This is a genomic window from Bradyrhizobium sp. USDA 3256, assembly GCF_054058275.1.
Genome location: NZ_JBSSAE010000002.1, coordinates 3220851 through 3240042 on the forward strand (window position 1 = coordinate 3220851; position 19192 = coordinate 3240042).

Consider the following 19192-nt stretch of genomic DNA (forward strand, 5'->3'; position numbering starts at 1 on the left):
CGACGCCTCGAATTGCGGCGAATAGGATTCTCGGCCGAGCGCACGAGAAGGAATATTCCTCTCGGAACCGAGTTCCCGGAGGCGGCGGCATCGCTATTTTTGCCGCCCGCTTGAATCCGGACGCGAACGATATTCCATATGGTCGAGAATGGCGCGTTGGAGATCGACCATGCGCGAGCTATCGGCGGAGGCCCGCCTGCACCTTTACGCGCGACACATTTCACGGAAGTCCGGGACCGGAATTCACACGGCGGCGTTCTACAGCGCATTTGCGGTGATCGCGGCCATCGTGTTCGGCACGCTGTCCGTCCACCCGTTCTGAACCCTTCGGAAAATTCAAGAGCCGCCGTCTGATATCCTCAGGCGGCGGCTTCGTGTTGGCTGGATGCTGACGGCTCAGTAGCCGTAGCCGCGACCATATCCGTAGCCGTAGCCGCCACCGCAGGTGCTGCAGGTCGGCTGAACCGGCGCGTAGTAGGAATAGCCCGGCGAGACCATTTCGGTGCGCTCCTGCGTGGCGTATTGCGGCGCGATGCGCTCATAGGCGACGCCTTCGGGCGCGACCATCACCGTCTTCGGCACCATCACGGTGCGATACTGTGCCGGCGTGCGATGCGCGACGACGCGGCCCGGCGCCACCATGACGGTCTCCTGCACCGTGCGATACTGCGGCGGCACGCTCTGCACCTGATAGCAGGTCGTGCACGGCTGCGGCGGCGGCGTATAGCAGCTGTAGCAGCCGGCGGATGCCGCGCTGGTGAAGGCGGCGGTAGCAACCGCGGCGATGGTGAAGGAGAGGCTGGTGCGGAACATGCTTTCGTACCCAATTTCCTAAGAGGACAATCAAAGGCTCGGAAGCTGCACCTAGCAATCAAACGGCAAGTTTGGGTTTAAGAAGACTCTTAACGAAATCTAAAAGGGCCGGCGCGGCGGCCGGCCCTTTTTTTGATCAATGCGTTCGCGGCTTAGTACGCGGTCTTGAACGGCGCAACGGTGATGCCCGCCTGTTTCAGCGCCTCGCGCAGGCCGCGCGCGATCTCGACGGCACCACGCGTGTCGCCGTGGATACAAACGGTATCGGTCTGCATCTTGATCACCTTGCCGGTGACCGAGACGACGGCACCGTCCTGCACCATCCGCACCACACGATCGGCAATCGCCTTGGGATCGTGCAGCACCGCGCCGGGCTTCTTGCGCGACACCAGGTTGCCATCGTCCTCATAGGCGCGGTCGGCGAACACCTCATGCGCCATCCGCAGATTTGCCGCTTCACCTGCGCGCACCAGCTTTGAGTTGGCGAGCACCACGAAGATGAGATTGGGGTCGACTGCCTTGATCGCATTGGCGATCGCTCGTGCAGTCATGTCGTCCTCGCAAGCGACGTTGGAAATCGCGCCATGCGCCTTCACATGGGTGACCTTGTGGCCGGCCGCGGTCGCGATCGCCTGCAGCGCGCCGATCTGATAGGCGATCAGGTTCTCGATCTCCGAGGACGTCAGTCCCGGCATCGGGCGGCGGCCAAAGCCGTGCAGATCGCGATAGCCGGGATGGGCGCCGACGCTGACGCCACGCGCCTTCGCCAGCTCGACCGTCTTGCGCATGATGTCGGCGTCGCCGGCATGAAAGCCGCAGGCGACGTTGACCGAGGTCGCAAGCTCGATCATTGCGGCATCATTGCCCATTTCCCAGGGGCCAAAGCTTTCGCCGAGATCGCAATTGAGGTCGATGGTTGAGGTCATGACGATCGATCCGTCTGTTGTTGTACAGATTCAGGGTAGCGCAACTTGCCAGGTCGACACATCGACGGCGTTGACGGCCTGACCCGCGACATTCGCATCCCGCAGCGCTTCGATGTTGAGGCCAAAATCCTCAATGCCACGGAGGCGGTCGGGCAGGGAACGCAGCAGCTCGTGGAACTTGATCGCCTCGGCCTGCGCTTCCGCCATCGTCACCGCCTTGAAGCGGAACGGCCGGCCGGCCGAGATCTGCGCGAAGCGGCCGAAATCGGCCGTGATCACGGTTGCGATCTTCGGATAGCCGCCGCTGGTGCCGCGGTCCGGCATCAGCACGATCGGCTGCCCGTTGCCGGGCACCTGGATGCTGCCGTTCACGGTGCCGTCGGAGACGATGTTGTGGCCGTCGAGATGCTTGATGACGGGACCTTCGAGGCGATAGCCCATGCGGTCGCTGGTCGCCGAGATCTTCCACTCGCTGTCGACCAACAGTTTCTTGTTGTCCTCGGCGAACTCGTCGTCCTGCGGGCCGAACACGATGCGGATCGGCGCATCGGTCGCGGCCGGCATTTCGATGCGGCGTTCGGGCGCGCCGCTTGCAGCCTGCGTCGTCAACCCGTCGCCGCTTTGCAGCGGCCGCGGGTAGGGGCTGCCGAGCCCGGCGCGGGCGTTGACGGCGAGGCTGCCGAACATCGGCTCGCCCTCGATGCCGTGCTCGATCGCGAGATAGCTGAACGAGCCGCCGCGCGCGAAGCCGAGAGTGAGCGTCTCACCTTCGGCGATCGTTGCCGAGCTGTCGAACGCGACCGGCCGGCCGCCGATATCGGCATTGCGCGACGCGCCGGCGAGCCCGACGCGCACCGTACCGCCGCGCGCGGTGAAGCTGGCGCCGAACGGGCCGATCTCCACCGCGGCAGCGTACAGCTCATTGCCGACCAGCGTGTTGGCGGCCGCCAGCGAAAGGCGGTCCATCGCGCCGCTCGGCGTCAGGCCGTAGCGCTGCGAGCCCGGACGTCCGCCGTCCTGCACCGAGCTTGCCGGGCCGATCGAGGTGACGACGAGCTTGCTCATGGCGTCACCAGTTCAGCGACGAACTCGCCGGCCTCGGCGGCGCGGTCCTGTTCGGCAAAGGTCTTGGCGTCGATCGCGGTGAAGGTGATGGCATCGCCCGGCTCCAGCAGGAAGGTCGGATCGCGATGCAACTGGTAGGTCCTCACTGGCGTGCGGCCGAGCAGGTGCCAGCCGCTCGGGCCGGCCAGGCACTGCACGCCGGTCTGGATGCCGCCGATCGAAATGGTGCCGGCCGGGGTCAGCAGCCGCGGGTCCTTGCGCCGCGGCATGTGCAGGAAGGTCTCCAGCCCGCTGAGATAGGACCAGCCAGGCGTGAAGCCGATCATGGCGACCCGATAGTCGCCGGCGACATGGCGCGCCACGACCTCGTCCGGCGTGGTTTTGAGCGCCTTCGCGACGTCCTCGAGATCGATGCCATGCTCGCCGCCATAGGTCACGGGAATCCGCCAGCGCCGCGTTCCGGTCTCGGTCGGCGGCGCCTTGGCCGCGCGTGCCAGTAGTTGCCCGCCGAGCGCATCGAAGCTGATCTGGACGGGGTCGTAATGCACCAGCAGCGACCGGTAGGTCGGCACGGTCTCGGTGATGCCGGCGATCGGCTCGGCAGCGATCACGCGGTCGAGCGCCAGCACCCGCCGGTTGGCGGCGTCATCGATGGTGCGGCTGAATTCCACCGTGATGGCGCTGTCGCCACTCGGCAAAAGGCGGGGAGGACTTAAGGGTTCGGCCATTGGGTCAAGCGCTGTCGTCAGCCATCAAGCTAGCGTGTTTCGAGATAAAACGGAATTCGCTTCGTGCAAAATGATGCAGCAACTTCAATAAATTAATCGGCATGCTGGCGATAAATTTGGATGATCGCAGCTTTTTCGCGCAGCCCTTGACGCAAGGCCCTTGCCCGGCAACATGCGCCGGTCTTTTCCTCCCATCGGAGCAAGCTTTCCAGATGTCACTGTCCGCCGAAGCGATCGCGACGCTGTCGCACGTGTCCACCGCCACCATCACCACCGTCCTGCTCAAGAAGGGCCTGCGCAACATCTGGATGCGCGGCACCAAGCCGCTGAAGCCGGGGCAGAAGCGGCTGGTCGGACCGGCCTTCACGCTGCGCTTCGTGCCGGCCCGTGAGGATCTGGCGACGCCGGAATCCTGGTCGTCGCCGATCTCGACCCGCACCGCGATCGAGGCGATGCCGGCGGGCTGCATTGCCGTGGTCGATGCCATGGGCATCACCGATGCCGGCATTTTCGGCGACATCCTCTGCGCTCGCATGGTCAAGCGCGGGGTGACGGCGCTGATCACCGACGGCGTGGTGCGCGACGTCGAGGGCGTGCTCGGCACCGGCCTGCCGGTGTGGTGCGACGGCTACGCCGCTCCGCCGTCGGTCGCAGGCCTGACCTTCGTCGGCTGGGGCGAACCGATCGGCTGCGGCGGCGTTGCCGTATTCCCGAACGACGTGGTGGTGGCCGACCAGGACGGCGCGGTGCTGATCCCGCAGGCGTTCCTCGATCACGTGTTGGCCGAGGGGCCGGAGCAGGAACGGATGGAAGCCTGGATCGTCAACGAGGTGAACAATGGCGCCCAGCTACCCGGCCTGTATCCGATGAATGCCGAGACCAAGGCGCGCTACGCCGCGACCAAGAAATAGCGTCAAGAAAGGGAGGTAACCCCATGGACATCCACGTTTCCGGCTCGCGGCCGACCCGCCGCGCGCCGAAGGAGAATTTTACCGGCACGGTGTTGCAGGACCCGATCAACATGGCGCCTGCGCCGGCGCGGCTCAACGCCTCGCGCGTGTCGTTCGAGCCCGGCGCACGCACCGCCTGGCACACCCATCCGCTCGGACAGACGCTGTACGTGATCTCGGGCATCGGGCGCGTGCAGGCCAAGGGCGGCCCGATCAGGGAGATTCGTCCCGGCGATGTGGTCTGGATTCCGCCGAACGAGAAGCACTGGCATGGGGCCTCGCCGGACAACAGCATGACCCACATCGCCATGCAGGAGGCGCTCGATGGCGTCTATTCGACCTGGATGGAGCACGTCACCGACGAGGAATACAACGGCAAGGTCGGCTGAAGCGTCGTAGCAGTTCAAAAGATGAAAGCCCCGCTCGTCAGGCGGGGCTTTTTCGTATGCGTAGCCCGGATGGAGACCGCAGCCCGGATGGAGCGAAGCGCAATCCGGGGCGGTCTCTCCTGCGGTAACAATCCCGGATTTCGCGGAGTCTGTCATCGGGCGCGCATTCGCGCGACCCGTTGGCTTCATCCGGGCTACGATCCAAGCGTAATCAATTCACCCGCGTCCAGGTCTGGCCGCCGCAGAACATGCCGCCGAACGCACAGCCCTGGACGCGCAGCGTGTCCGGGCTCTTCATCGCGATGGTGGAATCGTAGGTGCTGCCGCTGTTCGGATCGAAGATGCGGCCGCTCCATTTATCCTTGCCCGGCTTCATGTTGATCAGAACCTGTTCGCCGTTGGCGTTCGATTTCTTATCGACGGCGTAGCCACAGAGATTGGCGCCGCATTGCTCGATGCGGATTTTGCCTTCCTTCTCTTCGGTGAGCCAGAGGCCGAGCGGCGAATTCGCTGCTTGCACGGGATTGGCGAGCGGCTTGGGCGCTGGAGCGTTCGGCGAGGCGGCACCGACGGTTGGAGCGGTAGTGGGCTTTGCAGCAGGCGCGGCAGTTGGCTGGACGGCTGGCGGCGCGGGCGGCGGCGTGGCCGCAACGCCCGTGCTGGCCGGATCTGTCGTTGTTGCGGCAGGCGCCGGCGGGACGGCGGCCTGATCGACGGGTGGCGGAGCAGCCGCTGCTGGCGCGCCGGGTGGCGCGGCCTGAGAATTCGTCTTAGCGTCCGTCTTAGTGTCCGACTTGGCGTCCGTGTTGGCTTCCTTCGGAGCCTTGCGCTTCTGCTCGGTGTCCTCGCGTTTGGCGCGCTTGGTGCCGCGGGGAGTATTGTCGTAGACGCCGGGGATCGAAACCGTGCCGCGATCAGGATCGATGTGAATGGTGCGGCCGCCGTAATCGAATGTGTACTGCGCCTGCGCTGCGGCCGTGCTCGCCAGCACGAGCGTGGCGATCGCCAGTAGCTTTCTCATCTCGACCTCCGGTGCAGAGAACCCGTTCGCAAGGCTATCCGGTGACCACCTCGTTGAACGTGTCCCAGATCACGGTCAGAACATGAGTCGTATCCTTGCGGCTTAGGTTCAAATCGCTGGATTGCGGTCTGGTTTCAGGCCGTGCGCTTCAAATGATGAGCGTGACGCAGGCTATTCGAACCACGCGGCGTAGATCTTCGCGTAGCTGCCATCTTCGCGTGCGATGTGAAGCCATTGGTCGACGAACGCCTTCAATGCGACGTCGCGCTGCATCCAGTAGGCCTTTTCCGCGAAGTCGAACGGCTTGTCGGGATGAACGGCGCACAGCACGCCGGGATGCAGCTTCTGCTGATAGCGCGTCTCGGATGCATCGGTCATCATCAGGTCGGCATCGCCCTTGGCGATCTCGTCGAAGATTTTGGTGTTGTCGTTGAAGACCCGGATCTCGGCGGTTTTCACATGGGCGCGCACGAAGCGCTCATTGGTGCCGCCGGGATTGACGATCACGCGGGTGCCCGGTTTGTCGATCTCGGCGATCGTCTCAAACTTGCCCTTGTCGGCACAGCGCGCGATCGGCGTCTTGCCCTCGCGCATGATCGGCGTCGAGAACAGACCCTTCTTCTGCCGATCGAGGGTGATGGAGACGCCGCCCATCGCGACGTCGAAATCGTTGGCCTCGAAATCCCTGGTCATCTGCGGCCACGACGTCGGCACGAACTCGACCTTGACGCCGAGCGCCTTGCCGAGTGACTGCGCCATGTCGACATCGAAGCCGCGGAAGGCCTTGGTCTCCTTGTCGAGATAGGTGAAGGGCAAATAGTCGCCGGTCATGCCGACCCGCAGGATGCCGCGCTTGACGATCTCATCCAGCCGGGACGGCGCCTGCTGCGCGTGCGCGGTGGACAGGAGCAAGGCGAAGGCGAGGCCGGCCAGCGCGCGAAACATCGAGGTCTTCTCCATCCGCATTTGATTGCGATGCCCGAAGGCACGTACCGCGTCTCAGGCCTCGTTGCTGTCCTTGCTCGCCTGATTGACGGTCGCAGTGCGGCTGAGCATCTCGTGCTTGAAATGCTCGAAACGCCGCCGCGCTTCGGCCTCACGATCGTCGACGAATTTGATCGCGGCGTCCCGCTCCATCGGGCCGTTGACGAGCGGGGTCGATGCCGCGCCGACGGTCTCGTCGACATAATATTGGGCGCCGTCCTGGCGCACCGTCCAGCGGAAGCGCAGCGCGGCCATCGGGCCTGGGCCGGACCTGGAATAGCCATTGGCCTCGATCGGTTGGGGCGGCGGCTGGATCGGCTCCGGCTCCGCTTCTGGCTCGCTCGGCTCCGGTTCGCTTGGCTCCGGTTCACTTGCCTCAGCCTTGCTTGGCTCGGACCGTTCGACCGGCTCGGGCTGCTCGATCGGAGGCGGCTCGACCGCCGACGGCTCGGCGGGCGCGGCCTCGACGGACACGGTCGTGATGGACACGGTCTCGACTGATACGACTTCGACTGACGACGGAAGGGGCGGCGGCATCGCGATGGAGACCGGAGGCTCCTTGGCAGGCTCGGCTTCCTTATCCGCCGTCTTGTCAGACGATTTGGCCTTCTCGGGAGGTGTCGTCGTCTGATCGAGAATGCTCGCGATTGCAGCGAGCGCATTGTCGGTCGGGTCACTCACGGTTCGGTCTCCCAGGCTCGGCGTTGGCGGAATCGCGCCGACGCCATTCCTATCTACCTGATGTGACTGGCCTTTGTCAGCCCGGGCGCTTCGATGGGGCCTACGCGCAAATCGGCGGACGCCGGTCCTTCCAGGGGCGGACCTGTTCGAGCTGGCCGGCCAGGCGGAACAGCAGTCCTTCCTCGCCGAGCTTGGCCGCGAACATCATGCCGAGCGGCAGACCGGCCTTGTTCCAGGCCAGCGGCACCGACATCGCCGGCTGTCCGGACATGTTGAACATCGAGGTGCCCGGCATGTAGCGGCGCAGCACCGGCGCGATGTGGCCGAGGTCCTCGGACATCGTGTTCAGCTCGCCGAGGCGGAGCGGCGGCGCGCACAGCGTCGGGCTGAGGAAGATGTCGCAACCTTCGAAGAAGGTCGCAAGCGCGCGCGAGATCTGGAACGCTGCAAGCTGCGCGGCCACGTAGTCGGCCGGGTTCATCTTGGTCGCATTCTGGGCGCTGGCGAGCGTGAGCCGCTCGACATCGTCCGACGTCAGGGTGCGCCCGACGCGCTGCTCGAGCAGACGGATGGTCAGCGCCGTGTTGCCGCCGACGATGGTCGTCATGACCGCGGCGGGATCGGCCGCCAGCGGCGGCGCACGCTCCTCGACATGATGGCCGAGCCCCGCCAGCAGCTTGGCTATGTCGCGCACCGCCGCGGCGATCTCGGGATCGATGGCATCGCCGTAGGGCGACTTGTCGGTGAAGCTGATGCGCAAATGGCCGGGATCGCGGCCGACTTCCTGCGAGAACGGTCGCTCCGGCGGCGGCGCGACATAGAGGCTCGACGGCTCCGGGCCGTGGATCGCATCCATCATGACCGCGCTGTCGCGGACGCTGATGCTGAGCACGTGGCCGACCGAGAAGCCGCCCCAGCCTTCGCCGCGATCGGGCCCGCAGGGGTTGCGGGCACGCGTCGGCTTCATGCCGAACACCCCGGACGCGGAGGCGGGGATCCGGATCGACCCGCCGCCGTCGCTGGCATGCGCGACGGGCAGGATGCGGGCCGCGACCGCGGCCCCGGCGCCGCCGGACGAGCCGCCGGAGGAATGGTCGAGATTCCAGGGATTGCGGGTCGGGCCGAACAGGCGGGATTCGGTCGTCGGCATCAGGCCGAATTCTGGGCTCGAGCTCTTGCCGAAGATCGCAAGCCCGGCGTCGAGGAAGCGCTGGGCCAGCGTGCCGTTGTGATCGGCGACGAAGTCCTTCAGCAGGCTGGCACCCGACGTGGTGCGTGTGCCCTCGAGCAGATCGAGGTCCTTGAGCAGGAACGGCACGCCGGTGAAGGGACCGTCAGGCAGCCCCTTGGCGATCTGGCGCTCGGCGTAGTCGTAGTGCTTGACGACCACTGCGTTGATCTTGGGATCGACGGCGGCAGTGCGCGCGATCGCCTCGTCAAGCAGCTCCTTCGGCGTCACGTCCTTGTTGCGGACGAGCTCGGCGAGACCGACCGCATCGTAGTTGCCGAATTCCTTGAAAGCCATGTGGGTACTCCGCATCGCCGGGCCGATCTTTTCGGATCGGCCGCGGCGCAAACGAGGAAGGCTGAAAGCTCAGCCGAGGACGTCCTGGTTGATCACGTTCTGGCGCAGCGGATTGCCATCCAGCACGCTCAGGATATTGCGTGCGGTCTGCTCGCTCATGCGATCGACGGCCTCGACCGTGACGCCGGCGACGTGCGGCGCCATGATCACGTTGGGCAAAGTGTGCAGGGGTTGGCCGACCGGCGGCGGCTCGACCTCGAACACGTCGAGGCCAGCGCCGGCGAGCTTGCCCGACACCAGCGCGTCGTGCAGCGCCTTCTCGTCGACGATGCCGCCGCGGGCGGTGTTGATGAGATAGGCGGTCGGCTTCATCAGCCTGATCCGCGCGGCGTTGAACAGCCCGACCGTTTCGGGATTCTTCGGGCAATGGATCGTGACGAAATCCGCCCGCGGCAGCGCCGCTTCGAGGCTCGGCACGGCCTCGCAGCCCGCTGCGGTAATCTCGCTGGCGGGCTTGTAGGGATCGTAGACCAGCACGTTCATTTCCATGGCGAGGCAGCGCTTGGCGGTGCGGGAGCCGATGCGGCCGAAGCCAACGATCAGCACGGTCTTGCCGTAGAGGTCGAACGGAAGCACGCCGAGCCGGCTCGCCCAGGTGCCATCCTTGACCATCGTGTGCATTTCCTGCGCGCGCTTGGCCAGAGTCAGCATCATGAACAAGGCTTGTTCGGCGACCGACGGCGAGTTCGCGGTGCCTGCGACCATCAGCGGCACCTTGCGGCGCGACAGCGCCGGAACGTCGACGGCGTCATAGCCGACACCGATCCGGGTCACCACCATCATGCCCTTGGACGCCTCCAGCTCCGCCTCGCCGAAGCGGGTTGCGCCGAGCGCCACGCCATGGACCGGCGCATGCTGCTCGAGCATGGTCTGAAAGTCCTTGGCGGAGATCAGGTTGGGAAATTCGATGAGTTCTACGTCGTCCCGCTCCTTGAGGAGCACCCGTGCCCCCGGAGACAGAGTCTGGGTGATGAAGATCTTCTTCTTGTTGGTGGCCATTTCCTGCCCTTGAGGTTTCTTGTGCGCCGTCAAAGGACGGCGCCGGTCACCTCGTTTAGCAAATGCATATTGTTGAGGTCCACAGCCAATCGGAGCGGGGTGCCATCCTGCGCGCCGGCATTGGGATTGACCCGGCCGCAGACCTGGGTGCCCTCGAGCGTGAAATAGACCAGAGTCTCCATCCCCATCGGCTCGGTGACGTCGAGCATGGCGTCGAACGGCTCGACGCCCGGATCGGCATGCGGCCGCGCCTCCATGACGTGCTCGGGCCGGATGCCCAGCAACAGCTTGTCGGTGCGGGAGAGAGCCTGGTAGCGGGCGGCGCGTGCCGGCGGCAGCGCGAAGGTGAGGCGATCGGTCAGTCGCACGTTGAGCTTTCCGCCGGTGTCCTCGAGCCGACAGGGCACGAAATTCATCGCGGGCGAGCCGATGAAGCTGGCGACGAACCGGGTCGCCGGCTTGTGGTAGAGCTCGTTGGGCGTGCCGATCTGCTCGATCCTGCCGTGATTCATCACCACGACGCGGTCGGCGAGCGTCATCGCCTCGACCTGGTCGTGGGTGACGTAGACCGTCGTGGTGCGGACCTTCTGATGCACCTTCTTGATCTCGATCCGCATCTGCACGCGCAGCTTGGCGTCGAGGTTGGAGAGCGGCTCGTCGAACAGGAACACCTTCGGATTGCGCACGATCGCCCGTCCCATCGCGACGCGCTGGCGCTGGCCGCCGGAGAGCTGCTTCGGCTTGCGGTCGATCAGGTCGGTGATGTCGAGCATGCGGGCGGCCTCGGTGACCCGGCTCTTGATCTCGGCCTTGGGATAGTGCTTCAGCCGCAGACCGAACGACATGTTCTCGGCAACGGTCATGTGCGGATAGAGCGCATAGTTCTGGAACACCATCGCGATGTCGCGGTCCTTCGGCGGCACGTCGTTGACGACGTCGCCGCCGATCATGATGTCGCCGTCGGAAATGTCCTCGAGGCCGGCGATCATCCGCAGCGTCGTCGACTTGCCGCAGCCGCTCGGCCCGACCAGCACCACGAACTCATGGTCGGCGATATCAAGGTCGATGCCGCGCACCGCCTCGACCTCATCGTAACGCTTCACAACCTTCCGCAAACTGACATCAGCCATAAGTTCAACCCTTTGTCGCACCGGCGGTCAGGCCGGCAATGTAGTAGTCCATCAGGAAGGCATAGATGATCAGCGGCGGCGCGGCGCCGAGCAGGGCGCCGGTCATGATCTGTCCCCAGTTGAAGACGTCCCCCTTGATCAGGGTCGTGATGATGCCGACCGGCAGCACCAGCTGATCGGTCGATGTCGTGAACACCAGCGGATAGAGGAACTGAGCCCAGGAGACGGTGAAGGCGAAGATCGTGGCCGCGATCAGGCCGGGCAGCGCGACCGGGATGAAGATCCGCGTCAGCGTCTGGAACCAGCTCGCGCCGTCGATGATCGCCGCTTCGTCGAGCTCCTTCGGGATCGAGGCGAAATAGCCGATCATGATCCAGGTGCAGAACGGCACCGTCAGCGTCGGGTAGATGAACAGCAGCACGTACCAGCGATTGACGAGCTGGATGCCGGTCCAGTCGCCGAACACGGCGAACATCTTGAACAGCGGAATGAACAGCAGGCTGTCCGGAATGAGATAGGTGAGGAACACGCCGGTGGCGAGCGTCGCCGAGCCCCAGAATTTCATCCGCGCCAGCGCGAAGGCCGCCGGCACGCTGATCAGCATCGTGATGGTGACCACGATGATCGAGACCCAGGCCGAATTCCAGAAAAAGCGCAGGAACTGGTTCGAGGTCAGGAGCTCGATGTAGTTGCTGAGGGTCGGATGATAGACCCACCACGGATTGGTCGCGGCCGAGATCTCGGCGCTGCTCTTCAGCGAGGTGATCAGCATGTAGATCGGCGGCGTCAGCGAGAAGATCGCAAACAGCACCAGGAAGAAATAGGACCAGCGTAGCGCCCAGGCGCGGTCGCGGCTCATGCTGCCGTACTTGACCTTGCGGGTCGGTCCGGACTTGTCGATCGTCAGCGAGCTCATCAGGCTTCGTTCCCGCGTTTGGTGATGTCGCGCAGGATGAAGATCGCCGCGACCGCGAGGATCGGCACCATGAACAGCGAAACGCTGGCGCCGAGCGGCACATCGCTGCCCTCGATACCGACGCGGAACGCCCAGGTGGCGAAGATATGGGTGTGGTCGAGCGGCCCGCCTGCGGTCAGGATACGCACGATGTCGAAATTGGCGAAGGTCACGATCAGCGAGAACAACGTCGTGATCGCGATGATGTTGCGCATCATCGGCAGGGTCACGTACCAAATGCGCTGCCACCAATTGGCGCCGTCGATCGCAGCCGCCTCATAAAGCTGGTCGGGCACCGATTTCAACGCCGCCAGATACATGATCATGAAGAACGGCGCGCCGTACCAGACGTTGACCAGGATCACCGAGAAGCGCGCCCACATCGCATCGCCGGTCCACGGGATCGGCCCGATGCCGAAGAAGGAAAGCGTGTAGTTGAAGGCGCTGTAGGAGGGGTCGAACAACCAGAGCCACGCCAGCGTGCTCATCGCCGGCGGGATCACCCACGGCACCAGCAGCATGCCGCGCCACTTGCGCTGCTTGTTGGCGGGTACGTTGTGCACGAAATGCGCGACGATGAAGCCGATCAGGGCTTTGAAGATCACCGCCGAGATCGCGAAAATGCAGGATTGCTTGACCACCAGCCAGAAGGTGTCGCGCTTGAACAGGAACTCGAAATTGCCGAACCCGACGAACTTCGTCATCGCCTTGTTCAGCGTCGCGAGGTGCAAGGAGTAGAGGGCCGGGTAGAGCACCAGGATCGCGATCAGGAGGATCAGCGGCAATGTCATCAGGAATGCGGCCATCGACTTGCGCCGCAGCGCGTTGCGCAGGCCGACGCGCCTTCGTCCCGACTGGGCAGCGGCTGCGCGGTTGGATTGGAATGCGACATCAACCATAACGCAGGTCCCTCGCGCGGGTTGGTTGCACAGCGCGCCGGTTCGGCGGCCGATCAGTGAAGACGGAGCCTCGCGCGGCCAACGGATGGTCGCGCGAGACCTCGCTTGTCGTCAGCTTCGCATGAAGCCTTCGCACTCGCCCTCGGCCCAGGCGAGCGTCTTTTCCATGCTTTCACCCTGGTAGTACCGCAGGCACATCTTGGTCAGCGTGGCCTGGAAGTAGATCTGCTGCGCGATCTTGGGCGGCGCGGGCGAGGCCGCAATCGATAGCGTCTGGTGCTTGTAGGGGTTCGGATAGTGGTAGAGCGTCCCCTTTGGCGGCGTTTGCTCCGCCCAGACCTTCAAGGTCGTGAGCTTTTCGTAGGCCGGCAGGTCATAGCCGCCGCTTGCGACCACCATCTTCTCGATCGATGCGGGTTGCGACAGGTGGGACAGCAGGCTCTTGGCCGCCTCCTTGTTCTTCGAGAACGACCAGATCGACCAGAAGAACGGCAGATAGGGCGCGAAGCGTCCCTTCGGCCCGGCCGGGAACCCGTGCGTCCAGCACTGCTCCGCGACTTGCGGAGCATCGCGCTTGGCGACCGCCCATGCGCTCGGCGGATTCAGGATCATCGCGCCCTTGCCGGCAACCAGCCACTTGTTGTTGGAAGCGTCGTCCCATGCCGACACGTCGGGCGGCAGGAAGGCGAGCAGCTTCTTGTAGTAGTCGAGGGCCTGGCGCACCGCATCGGTCTTGACGGTGAGGTTGCCCTTGGCATCGACCAGCTGCGCGCCGAACGACTGGAAGATCGCGCCGGCGGTGTCGACGCTGTCGCTGGTTTCGCCGAGGCCGATACCGAACGGGAATCCGGCCTTGTGGCAGGCTTCGGCTGCCTTGAGGAACGTATCGAGGGTCCAGTTATCGGCTTTCGGCTCGCTGCCGGCCGGATACATCTCCTGCACGTCGATGTTGGCATGTTTCTTCATCAGGTCGATGCGTGAGCAGGGACCCTTGATCTGGCTGCCGACGCTGGCGGGAACGCCGAGCCATTTGCCGCCGGCCTGGCCGAGATATTTCACCGTGCCATTGACATCGCCGTTCAGCTTGATGAGCGGATCCATGATGTCGTTGACCGGCTCGAGCAGCTCGGCGTTGGCCTGCGGCCACCATGTCGGCATCTGGAAGATATCGTGACCGGATTTCGCCTGCGCCTCGGCGGCGATGGTGACGATGTTCTTGTTGCCCTGGCTGGTGATGTAGTCGATCTGGACCTCGACTTTCTCCTTGGCAGCCCATTCATTGACCAGCTCGGTGGACGCACTGTTCGCGCCGGGCACCCAGTGATCCCAGAAGCCCATCGAGAGCTTTCCGGCTGCGTAGGCGCCACGCACGTAGGGGGCTGTAATCAGCGCGGCCGATGACAGCGCTGTCGCTGCGACGAATTCTCGGCGCGAGAGCTTCTTCCGTGACATGGCATTCCCTCCCTGGTAGCCAACGGACAAAAGGCTTTTTTGAATCCCGTTGTTGTTTTTGTGCGTCGCGTTTGCGCGACGTCGCGGGATTGCGTTGACACCGATCAGAACAGAATTGCCGGCATCTGTCGAGAAACGAGATGCTGATGCCAACTAGAACTAACGTTGTGGTCAAATAGCAGGCAGTGTCGTTCGCATCATTGCAGTTGCCGGCGGTTTGCCGCGCGTCTTGCGATCATGCTGCGACGCACGCGGGGGGTGACGCAGACAAGGTCGGAGGCGGTGCGCGGTTGAGCCGCAGCTTTCCGGTCGAGCCTTAGCGAACTCTGTTCCGCCGTGGTGATGCCCGGTGCGGCCGATAGACTTGCCGAAGCCGGAAACGCTAAAGTCCGGATTCGTCAAACCTGCTCCCGCATCAATTCCGCAATCCACCACCGATCATGGAGACCCGATCATGCTCATCCCGGTAGCGAAGCTGCGAGCGCAATGGAGATTGTGCGCCGCGGTTGGGGCCGCCACCGTCACGTTGCTCGCAGCGCCTCATCGGGTCGATGCGCAGATCGTGCAGGGCGTCGAAAAGGGTGCGCGCGAGGGCAACAAGGCCGCCGGGCCGGTCGGCGGCGTCCTCGGCGGAGCCATCGGCGGCGTTGTCGGGGTGGTGACCGGCGTGACCGGGGTGTTGACCGGCAACAATGGCAACAGCGCCAACCCCAATGCCGGCAGCGGCAAGAACGCGCAGGCCCCGGCGGCCGGCGCCAAGGCCACCAAGTCGGCCAAGGCTGCCGCCAAGGACAAGGGCGCGAAGCAGGCACCGACCGTGCTGACCCAGGCCGGCGCGCCGCAGCTGACGGCCGAACAGATCGTCGCCAACAGCGACGCCAACATCGAACGGATCAAGAAGGAGCTCAACCTGACGCCGGAGCAGGAGAAGAACTGGGCCGGCTTCAACAGTGCGATGCACTATCTCGGCCACAACGGCGCCGACCGCCTCAACCTGCGCATCGCGCGGGCGCAGCGCGATCCGCCGGATGACATTATCGAACAGATGCGCAACGAGGCCCAGTTCCTCAATGACCGGGCGGTCGATCAGCGCGGCGTTGCCGACGCAGCCGAGCCGCTGTTTGCCAGCCTCGACGACAAGCAGAAACAAATCTTCATCAACGAAATGGTCCGCCTGAGCCACGAACGCGGGCTCGACTGAGGAAATCTCGCCGGCCAGTGGGGAGGAATAGCCGGGCCACCAAGCCCTGGGGTAGGTTAAAGGCGCAGCACCCGGCTATTCTGCCGCAGCGGCGCGGCCCGGTTAATTCGTCATTCAATGTTGAAGAAAAACGGACCGGATCACGCCCGAGTGATGGCCGAGTCAGGGCCTTGTCGGGAACCATCCACAGCGCCTGAGGCCAGCGCGGATTGAGCCGTCAATGACCGGGACATCGGCGCGCAAAAGCGGCGATGTCCTTCGGACGCTATGCCGGCAACCCGCGATCCGGAAACGCCGGCGCTTAGCTCTTCGGGAAGTTCAGCTCCACACCGACGCCGTCCGGATCGTAGAGGAATATCTGGGTGTCGCCGGTGCGCGGCACGATCTGCTCACGGAAGGTGACGTTCTTCGACTGCAGGCGCTTGCGCACGGCCTCGACGTCGCTGGCAGCAAAGGCGATGTGGTCGAGGCGGCCGGTGTCCTCATATTTCTTCTCGGTGCCGCGCACCACGATGCCGTCGCGCGGCTTGCGGGTGCCCATCAGATGGACGGTGGCCTGGCCGCCGGAATAGAGCCAGTAGCCGGGGAAATCGAGCGGCGGCCGTTCGCCGTTCTCGAGCCCGAGCACATCGCAATAGAACGTCTTGGTCTTCTCCAGATCCTGCGGCTCGATGGTGTAATGCTGTAGTCCGCCCAATGGCATGGTTCTTCTCCTTGAGAAATCGGGTTAAACGAAGCCGAGGTCGGCATCGACGCCCAGCATCCAGGCGCCGACGGTCTCGAAATGGCTGAAGCGGCCCTGCAATTGCTGGGTCACGGTGTGAATGTCGCGGAAGCGCCGCTCCAGCGGATGGCCGTCGAAGATCGCGGTGGCGCCGGCGGTGTTGTAGGCGAAATCGACGGCCTCCCGCGCCTTGTGGATGGCGTGCGTGGCCGCCATCCGGATCGTCATGCGCTGCGCGACCGTGATGCTGTGGCCGGCAACCAGATCCTTCCAGATGTCGGCCATCGACTGCAGCAGGAAGGCGCGGGCCGCGCGCAGATTGACCTCGGCCTGGGCGAGGCCGGACTGCACCACGGCATTGTCACGCAGCGTCTTCTTCATGCCGCGCGGCACCTTGTTGCGGGCGACGTCGATGAAATTGTCGAGCGCGCTGCGGGCAATGCCGCAGGCGACCCCGGCAAAGCCGATCTGGTAGCAGGTGTGGTTGCTCATCCGGTACAGCGGGCCATCCTCGCGGCACTCGCGGTCGAATTCGCGGGTAATCGAATGGTCCGCGCGGACGAAGAAGTCGTCGAGCGCGAACTGGTCGCTGGCGGTACCGCGCAATCCGACCGTGTTCCAGATGTCAGTCCATGCGACGTCCTCGGTCCGCACCAGCATGGTGCGCTCGACCTGCTCACCATTGGCATCCCGGCGCGGCGCGCCGTCCGCGGCATAGACCGGGCAGTGCGCGCCGAGCCAGGTGGCGTGCCGCCCGCCCGAGGCAAACGACCAGACCCCGGTGACGCGATAGCCGCCCTCGCACTCGATCGCCTTGACCTTCGGGCCGGGGCCCCAGGCCAGCACGGCACGCGGGTCGGCAAACACTTCCTGCGCGACCGGCAGGTTGAGATAGGCCGCCGACATCGCGCAGCCGCCGGCCTGGCTCAGACACCACGCCGTCGAGGCATCCGCCTTGGCGATGGTCTCGATGGCATGGAAGAAGGTGACGGGATCGGTCTCGATCCCGTCGGTTGAACGCGGCAGCAAAAGGCGGAACAGCCGCGCCTCATGCAGCCGGTCGAGCAGGTCGGGCGGCAGGCGGCGCGTCGTTTCGATATCGTTGGAGGCGGCCGCCACCGCGTCCCTGATCGCCTCGGCGCGGGCGATCACGTCGCGATCACCCATAAGGTCCGCAGAAGTCACATTCATGTTCGCCTCCCTCAGGCGCGCCGGATCGTCGCGGAGGCCGCGACGTCGGCCGCCGCGTTGAGCTCCTTGTCGATCTGCTCGATCGATTTGCCCCGGGTCTCGAGCCCGAAGAACAAATAGACAGCACCCGCCATCAGGAACCAGCAGCCGAGATAGACAAAGGCGGTCGGGATCTGGGTCAGTGGCACGTCGGGCTTGAGGTAGTTGTTCGAACCGACGATCAGCGCCAGCCCGACCGGCCCGATGATCTTGCCGATGCCGCCGAAGCCATAGGCCGACCCCATCCCCGTGGTGCGCAGATGCGACGGCCAGACTTCCGCCGCGTAGGGACCGACGATCGCAAAGCCGCCGTCGGCGAAGAAGAAGGCGGCGGCCAGCAGCAGCCAGAACGCCGACATGCCGAACAAAGTCGCGTCGTAGTGGTAGCCGGCAATGATGGTCAGCGCGCCGGCGCCGAAGCCGAGCAGGCCGCCGGCAACACGCCGTCCGAGCAGCTCCGAGAAATAAGAGAACGAGATGCGGCCGAGGAAGCCGGTGATGCTGAGCAGGATCATCATCTTGGCGGCTTCCTGCGGCGTCACCTTCAGGAGCAGCACGAACAGCGCAGGGGCCCATAGCGTGATGCCGTAGACGCCGGTTTGCGCGCCGGCATTGCCGAGCCAGGAGACGATCAGGCTGCGCGGATATTTGAACAGATCGAACCAGCTCGTCGTGACGATCGGACCGGCGTCGGCCGCGCTCGGCAGCGGCAGCTCCGACGGCGGCACCTGCAGCGCCCAGGCCAGCGACTTGCGGGCTTCGTCATAGCGTCCTTGCCGGCACAGCCAGCGCGGCGACTCCGGGACCCAGATCCGAACCAGCAGCACCAGGACCGACGGCAGCACGCCGATCGCAAACAACAGCCGCCACTGATCGGTTCCCATGACGGCTCCGAGCACCGCGCCGAGGCCGACGCCGAGCGGGATCACGCAGGTGACGAGGCCGCCGACCCAGCCGCGCTTGTGCGAGGGCATGAACTCCTGCACCAGCGGCAGGTCGACACAATAAAGACCGCCGACGCCGGTGCCGACGAAGAAGCGCAGGATTGCCAGATAGACCCAGCCATTATCGGGTGTGAAATAGAGCAGGCCGGTCGCGATCGAGAAGTTCAGCACCGTGCCGATGAAGACGATACGCCGCCCGACCCGGTCGGCGAGCCAGCCCCAGAGGTAGGCGCCGAGGATGGCCCCGATGCCGGAACTCATCAGCACGGTGGCCGACTGGCCGAAGGTGAGCTTCCACGGTCCGATCAGGAACGCGAGCACGAAGCCGATCAGGAAGTAGTCGAAGAATTCCAGCGCATCGCCGATGATGGCCGCCGCAAGGATCTTGATCTGGTTGCCGGTCAGAGTCGTCCGGCGATCGAGAATCTCGAACATGGCGCGTCTCCCCATGGCGCCTGTTCATTGTTCCCCGGAGCGTGCGTCGCGCCAGCGCATCGCCCATAGGATGAGGCTATC

General features: G+C 64.7%; 20 protein-coding genes. 4 read left to right on the forward strand and 16 right to left on the reverse strand.

Annotated features, from left to right (window positions below):
• Positions 1-169 precede the first annotated feature (169 nt).
• Complete coding sequence (locus tag ACVWY5_RS16755) at positions 170-322, forward strand: hypothetical protein (protein ID WP_321177265.1); 153 nt, start codon at positions 170-172, stop codon at positions 320-322.
• Positions 323-396: 74 nt separating this feature from the next.
• Here ACVWY5_RS16755 and ACVWY5_RS16760 read toward each other — a convergent pair whose 3' ends face one another.
• From ACVWY5_RS16760 to pxpB, 4 genes are all read right to left on the reverse strand, one after another.
• Positions 397-813, reverse strand: coding sequence for a hypothetical protein (locus ACVWY5_RS16760; protein ID WP_051375997.1), 417 nt, complete (start codon positions 811-813; stop codon positions 397-399).
• Between the two features lie 152 nt (positions 814-965).
• Positions 966-1739: a LamB/YcsF family protein gene (locus tag ACVWY5_RS16765; RefSeq protein WP_028332035.1), complete on the reverse strand. Its 774-nt coding sequence runs from the start codon at positions 1737-1739 to the stop codon at positions 966-968.
• Positions 1740-1769: 30 nt separating this feature from the next.
• Positions 1770-2804: a 5-oxoprolinase subunit C family protein gene (locus ACVWY5_RS16770; RefSeq protein ID WP_028332034.1), complete on the reverse strand. Its 1035-nt coding sequence runs from the start codon at positions 2802-2804 to the stop codon at positions 1770-1772.
• Positions 2801-3532, reverse strand: coding sequence for a 5-oxoprolinase subunit PxpB (gene pxpB, locus ACVWY5_RS16775; RefSeq protein WP_028332033.1), 732 nt, complete (start codon positions 3530-3532; stop codon positions 2801-2803). Before pxpB ends, ACVWY5_RS16770 begins: the two co-directional genes overlap by 4 nt.
• A 212-nt stretch (positions 3533-3744) precedes the next feature.
• On the opposite strand from pxpB, the gene ACVWY5_RS16780 reads away from it, so the two are divergent.
• Both ACVWY5_RS16780 and ACVWY5_RS16785 read left to right on the forward strand, forming a co-directional pair.
• Entirely contained in the window at positions 3745-4443 is a 699-nt protein-coding gene (locus ACVWY5_RS16780; protein WP_028332032.1) for a ribonuclease activity regulator RraA, read from the forward strand.
• A 23-nt stretch (positions 4444-4466) separates the two neighbouring features.
• On the forward strand, positions 4467-4871 hold the full coding sequence (locus tag ACVWY5_RS16785) for a (R)-mandelonitrile lyase (protein WP_016847553.1): 405 nt from the start codon (positions 4467-4469) through the stop codon (positions 4869-4871).
• A gap of 211 nt (positions 4872-5082) precedes the next feature.
• Here the strand turns inward: ACVWY5_RS16785 and ACVWY5_RS16790 are convergent, their stop codons facing one another.
• From ACVWY5_RS16790 to ACVWY5_RS16830, 9 genes are all read right to left on the reverse strand, one after another.
• Positions 5083-5892 (reverse strand): DUF2147 domain-containing protein, encoded by an 810-nt coding sequence (locus tag ACVWY5_RS16790; RefSeq protein WP_028332031.1) that lies wholly within the window; start codon positions 5890-5892, stop codon positions 5083-5085.
• A gap of 171 nt (positions 5893-6063) precedes the next feature.
• A complete protein-coding gene (locus ACVWY5_RS16795) occupies positions 6064-6837 on the reverse strand; it encodes a transporter substrate-binding domain-containing protein (RefSeq protein WP_321177266.1) in 774 nt (257 codons plus the stop codon).
• Positions 6838-6891: 54 nt separating this feature from the next.
• A complete protein-coding gene (locus ACVWY5_RS16800; RefSeq protein ID WP_051375996.1) occupies positions 6892-7557 on the reverse strand; it encodes a hypothetical protein in 666 nt (221 codons plus the stop codon).
• Positions 7558-7657: 100 nt separating this feature from the next.
• The gene (locus ACVWY5_RS16805) at positions 7658-9082 is read right to left on the reverse strand and encodes an amidase (RefSeq protein ID WP_028332029.1); all 1425 of its coding nucleotides are present in this window, start codon (positions 9080-9082) and stop codon (positions 7658-7660) included.
• A 69-nt stretch (positions 9083-9151) separates the two neighbouring features.
• Positions 9152-10141: a hydroxyacid dehydrogenase gene (locus ACVWY5_RS16810; RefSeq protein ID WP_028332028.1), complete on the reverse strand. Its 990-nt coding sequence runs from the start codon at positions 10139-10141 to the stop codon at positions 9152-9154.
• 29 nt (positions 10142-10170) lie between these two features.
• Positions 10171-11271 (reverse strand): ABC transporter ATP-binding protein, encoded by a 1101-nt coding sequence (locus ACVWY5_RS16815; protein ID WP_028332027.1) that lies wholly within the window; start codon positions 11269-11271, stop codon positions 10171-10173.
• A 4-nt stretch (positions 11272-11275) separates the two neighbouring features.
• Positions 11276-12187 (reverse strand): carbohydrate ABC transporter permease, encoded by a 912-nt coding sequence (locus ACVWY5_RS16820; RefSeq protein ID WP_016847559.1) that lies wholly within the window; start codon positions 12185-12187, stop codon positions 11276-11278.
• Positions 12187-13125, reverse strand: coding sequence for a carbohydrate ABC transporter permease (locus ACVWY5_RS16825; RefSeq protein WP_028332026.1), 939 nt, complete (start codon positions 13123-13125; stop codon positions 12187-12189). Before ACVWY5_RS16825 ends, ACVWY5_RS16820 begins: the two co-directional genes overlap by 1 nt.
• Positions 13126-13236: 111 nt before the next feature.
• Positions 13237-14577, reverse strand: coding sequence for an ABC transporter substrate-binding protein (locus ACVWY5_RS16830; RefSeq protein WP_028332025.1), 1341 nt, complete (start codon positions 14575-14577; stop codon positions 13237-13239).
• 454 nt (positions 14578-15031) lie between these two features.
• Between ACVWY5_RS16830 and ACVWY5_RS16835 the strand changes: the two genes are divergently transcribed.
• The gene (locus tag ACVWY5_RS16835; protein ID WP_028332024.1) at positions 15032-15778 is read left to right on the forward strand and encodes a Spy/CpxP family protein refolding chaperone; all 747 of its coding nucleotides are present in this window, start codon (positions 15032-15034) and stop codon (positions 15776-15778) included.
• Positions 15779-16079: 301 nt separating this feature from the next.
• Here ACVWY5_RS16835 and ACVWY5_RS16840 read toward each other — a convergent pair whose 3' ends face one another.
• Genes ACVWY5_RS16840 through ACVWY5_RS16850 form a run of 3 tightly spaced genes read right to left on the reverse strand, consistent with a single transcriptional unit; the run spans position 16080 to position 19111 of the window.
• A complete protein-coding gene (locus ACVWY5_RS16840) occupies positions 16080-16481 on the reverse strand; it encodes a VOC family protein (protein ID WP_028332023.1) in 402 nt (133 codons plus the stop codon).
• A gap of 24 nt (positions 16482-16505) precedes the next feature.
• Positions 16506-17693 (reverse strand): acyl-CoA dehydrogenase family protein, encoded by a 1188-nt coding sequence (locus ACVWY5_RS16845; protein WP_028332022.1) that lies wholly within the window; start codon positions 17691-17693, stop codon positions 16506-16508.
• Positions 17694-17704: 11 nt separating this feature from the next.
• Positions 17705-19111, reverse strand: a complete 1407-nt coding sequence (locus ACVWY5_RS16850; protein WP_028332021.1) for an MFS transporter — start codon at positions 19109-19111, stop codon at positions 17705-17707.
• Between the last annotated feature and the right edge of the window lie 81 nt (positions 19112-19192).

Excerpts from the sequence above, each read along its gene's own strand:
- ACVWY5_RS16820 (WP_016847559.1), bottom strand. The coding sequence starts at position 12,187 with ATGAGCTCGCTGACGATCGACAAGTCCGGACCGACCCGCAAGGTCAAG.
- ACVWY5_RS16785 (WP_016847553.1), top strand. The coding sequence starts at position 4,467 with ATGGACATCCACGTTTCCGGCTCGCGGCCGACCCGCCGCGCGCCGAAG.
- ACVWY5_RS16850 (WP_028332021.1), bottom strand. The coding sequence starts at position 19,111 with ATGTTCGAGATTCTCGATCGCCGGACGACTCTGACCGGCAACCAGATC.
- ACVWY5_RS16760 (WP_051375997.1), bottom strand. The coding sequence starts at position 813 with ATGTTCCGCACCAGCCTCTCCTTCACCATCGCCGCGGTTGCTACCGCC.
- ACVWY5_RS16815 (WP_028332027.1), bottom strand. The coding sequence starts at position 11,271 with ATGGCTGATGTCAGTTTGCGGAAGGTTGTGAAGCGTTACGATGAGGTC.
- ACVWY5_RS16810 (WP_028332028.1), bottom strand. The coding sequence starts at position 10,141 with ATGGCCACCAACAAGAAGAAGATCTTCATCACCCAGACTCTGTCTCCG.
- ACVWY5_RS16770 (WP_028332034.1), bottom strand. The coding sequence starts at position 2,804 with ATGAGCAAGCTCGTCGTCACCTCGATCGGCCCGGCAAGCTCGGTGCAG.
- ACVWY5_RS16795 (WP_321177266.1), bottom strand. The coding sequence starts at position 6,837 with ATGTTTCGCGCGCTGGCCGGCCTCGCCTTCGCCTTGCTCCTGTCCACC.
- ACVWY5_RS16755 (WP_321177265.1), top strand. The coding sequence starts at position 170 with ATGCGCGAGCTATCGGCGGAGGCCCGCCTGCACCTTTACGCGCGACAC.
- ACVWY5_RS16790 (WP_028332031.1), bottom strand. The coding sequence starts at position 5,892 with ATGAGAAAGCTACTGGCGATCGCCACGCTCGTGCTGGCGAGCACGGCC.
- ACVWY5_RS16825 (WP_028332026.1), bottom strand. The coding sequence starts at position 13,125 with ATGGTTGATGTCGCATTCCAATCCAACCGCGCAGCCGCTGCCCAGTCG.
- ACVWY5_RS16845 (WP_028332022.1), bottom strand. The coding sequence starts at position 17,693 with ATGAATGTGACTTCTGCGGACCTTATGGGTGATCGCGACGTGATCGCC.
- ACVWY5_RS16765 (WP_028332035.1), bottom strand. The coding sequence starts at position 1,739 with ATGACCTCAACCATCGACCTCAATTGCGATCTCGGCGAAAGCTTTGGC.
- pxpB (WP_028332033.1), bottom strand. The coding sequence starts at position 3,532 with ATGGCCGAACCCTTAAGTCCTCCCCGCCTTTTGCCGAGTGGCGACAGC.
- ACVWY5_RS16830 (WP_028332025.1), bottom strand. The coding sequence starts at position 14,577 with ATGTCACGGAAGAAGCTCTCGCGCCGAGAATTCGTCGCAGCGACAGCG.
- ACVWY5_RS16805 (WP_028332029.1), bottom strand. The coding sequence starts at position 9,082 with ATGGCTTTCAAGGAATTCGGCAACTACGATGCGGTCGGTCTCGCCGAG.
- ACVWY5_RS16780 (WP_028332032.1), top strand. The coding sequence starts at position 3,745 with ATGTCACTGTCCGCCGAAGCGATCGCGACGCTGTCGCACGTGTCCACC.
- ACVWY5_RS16835 (WP_028332024.1), top strand. The coding sequence starts at position 15,032 with ATGCTCATCCCGGTAGCGAAGCTGCGAGCGCAATGGAGATTGTGCGCC.
- ACVWY5_RS16840 (WP_028332023.1), bottom strand. The coding sequence starts at position 16,481 with ATGCCATTGGGCGGACTACAGCATTACACCATCGAGCCGCAGGATCTG.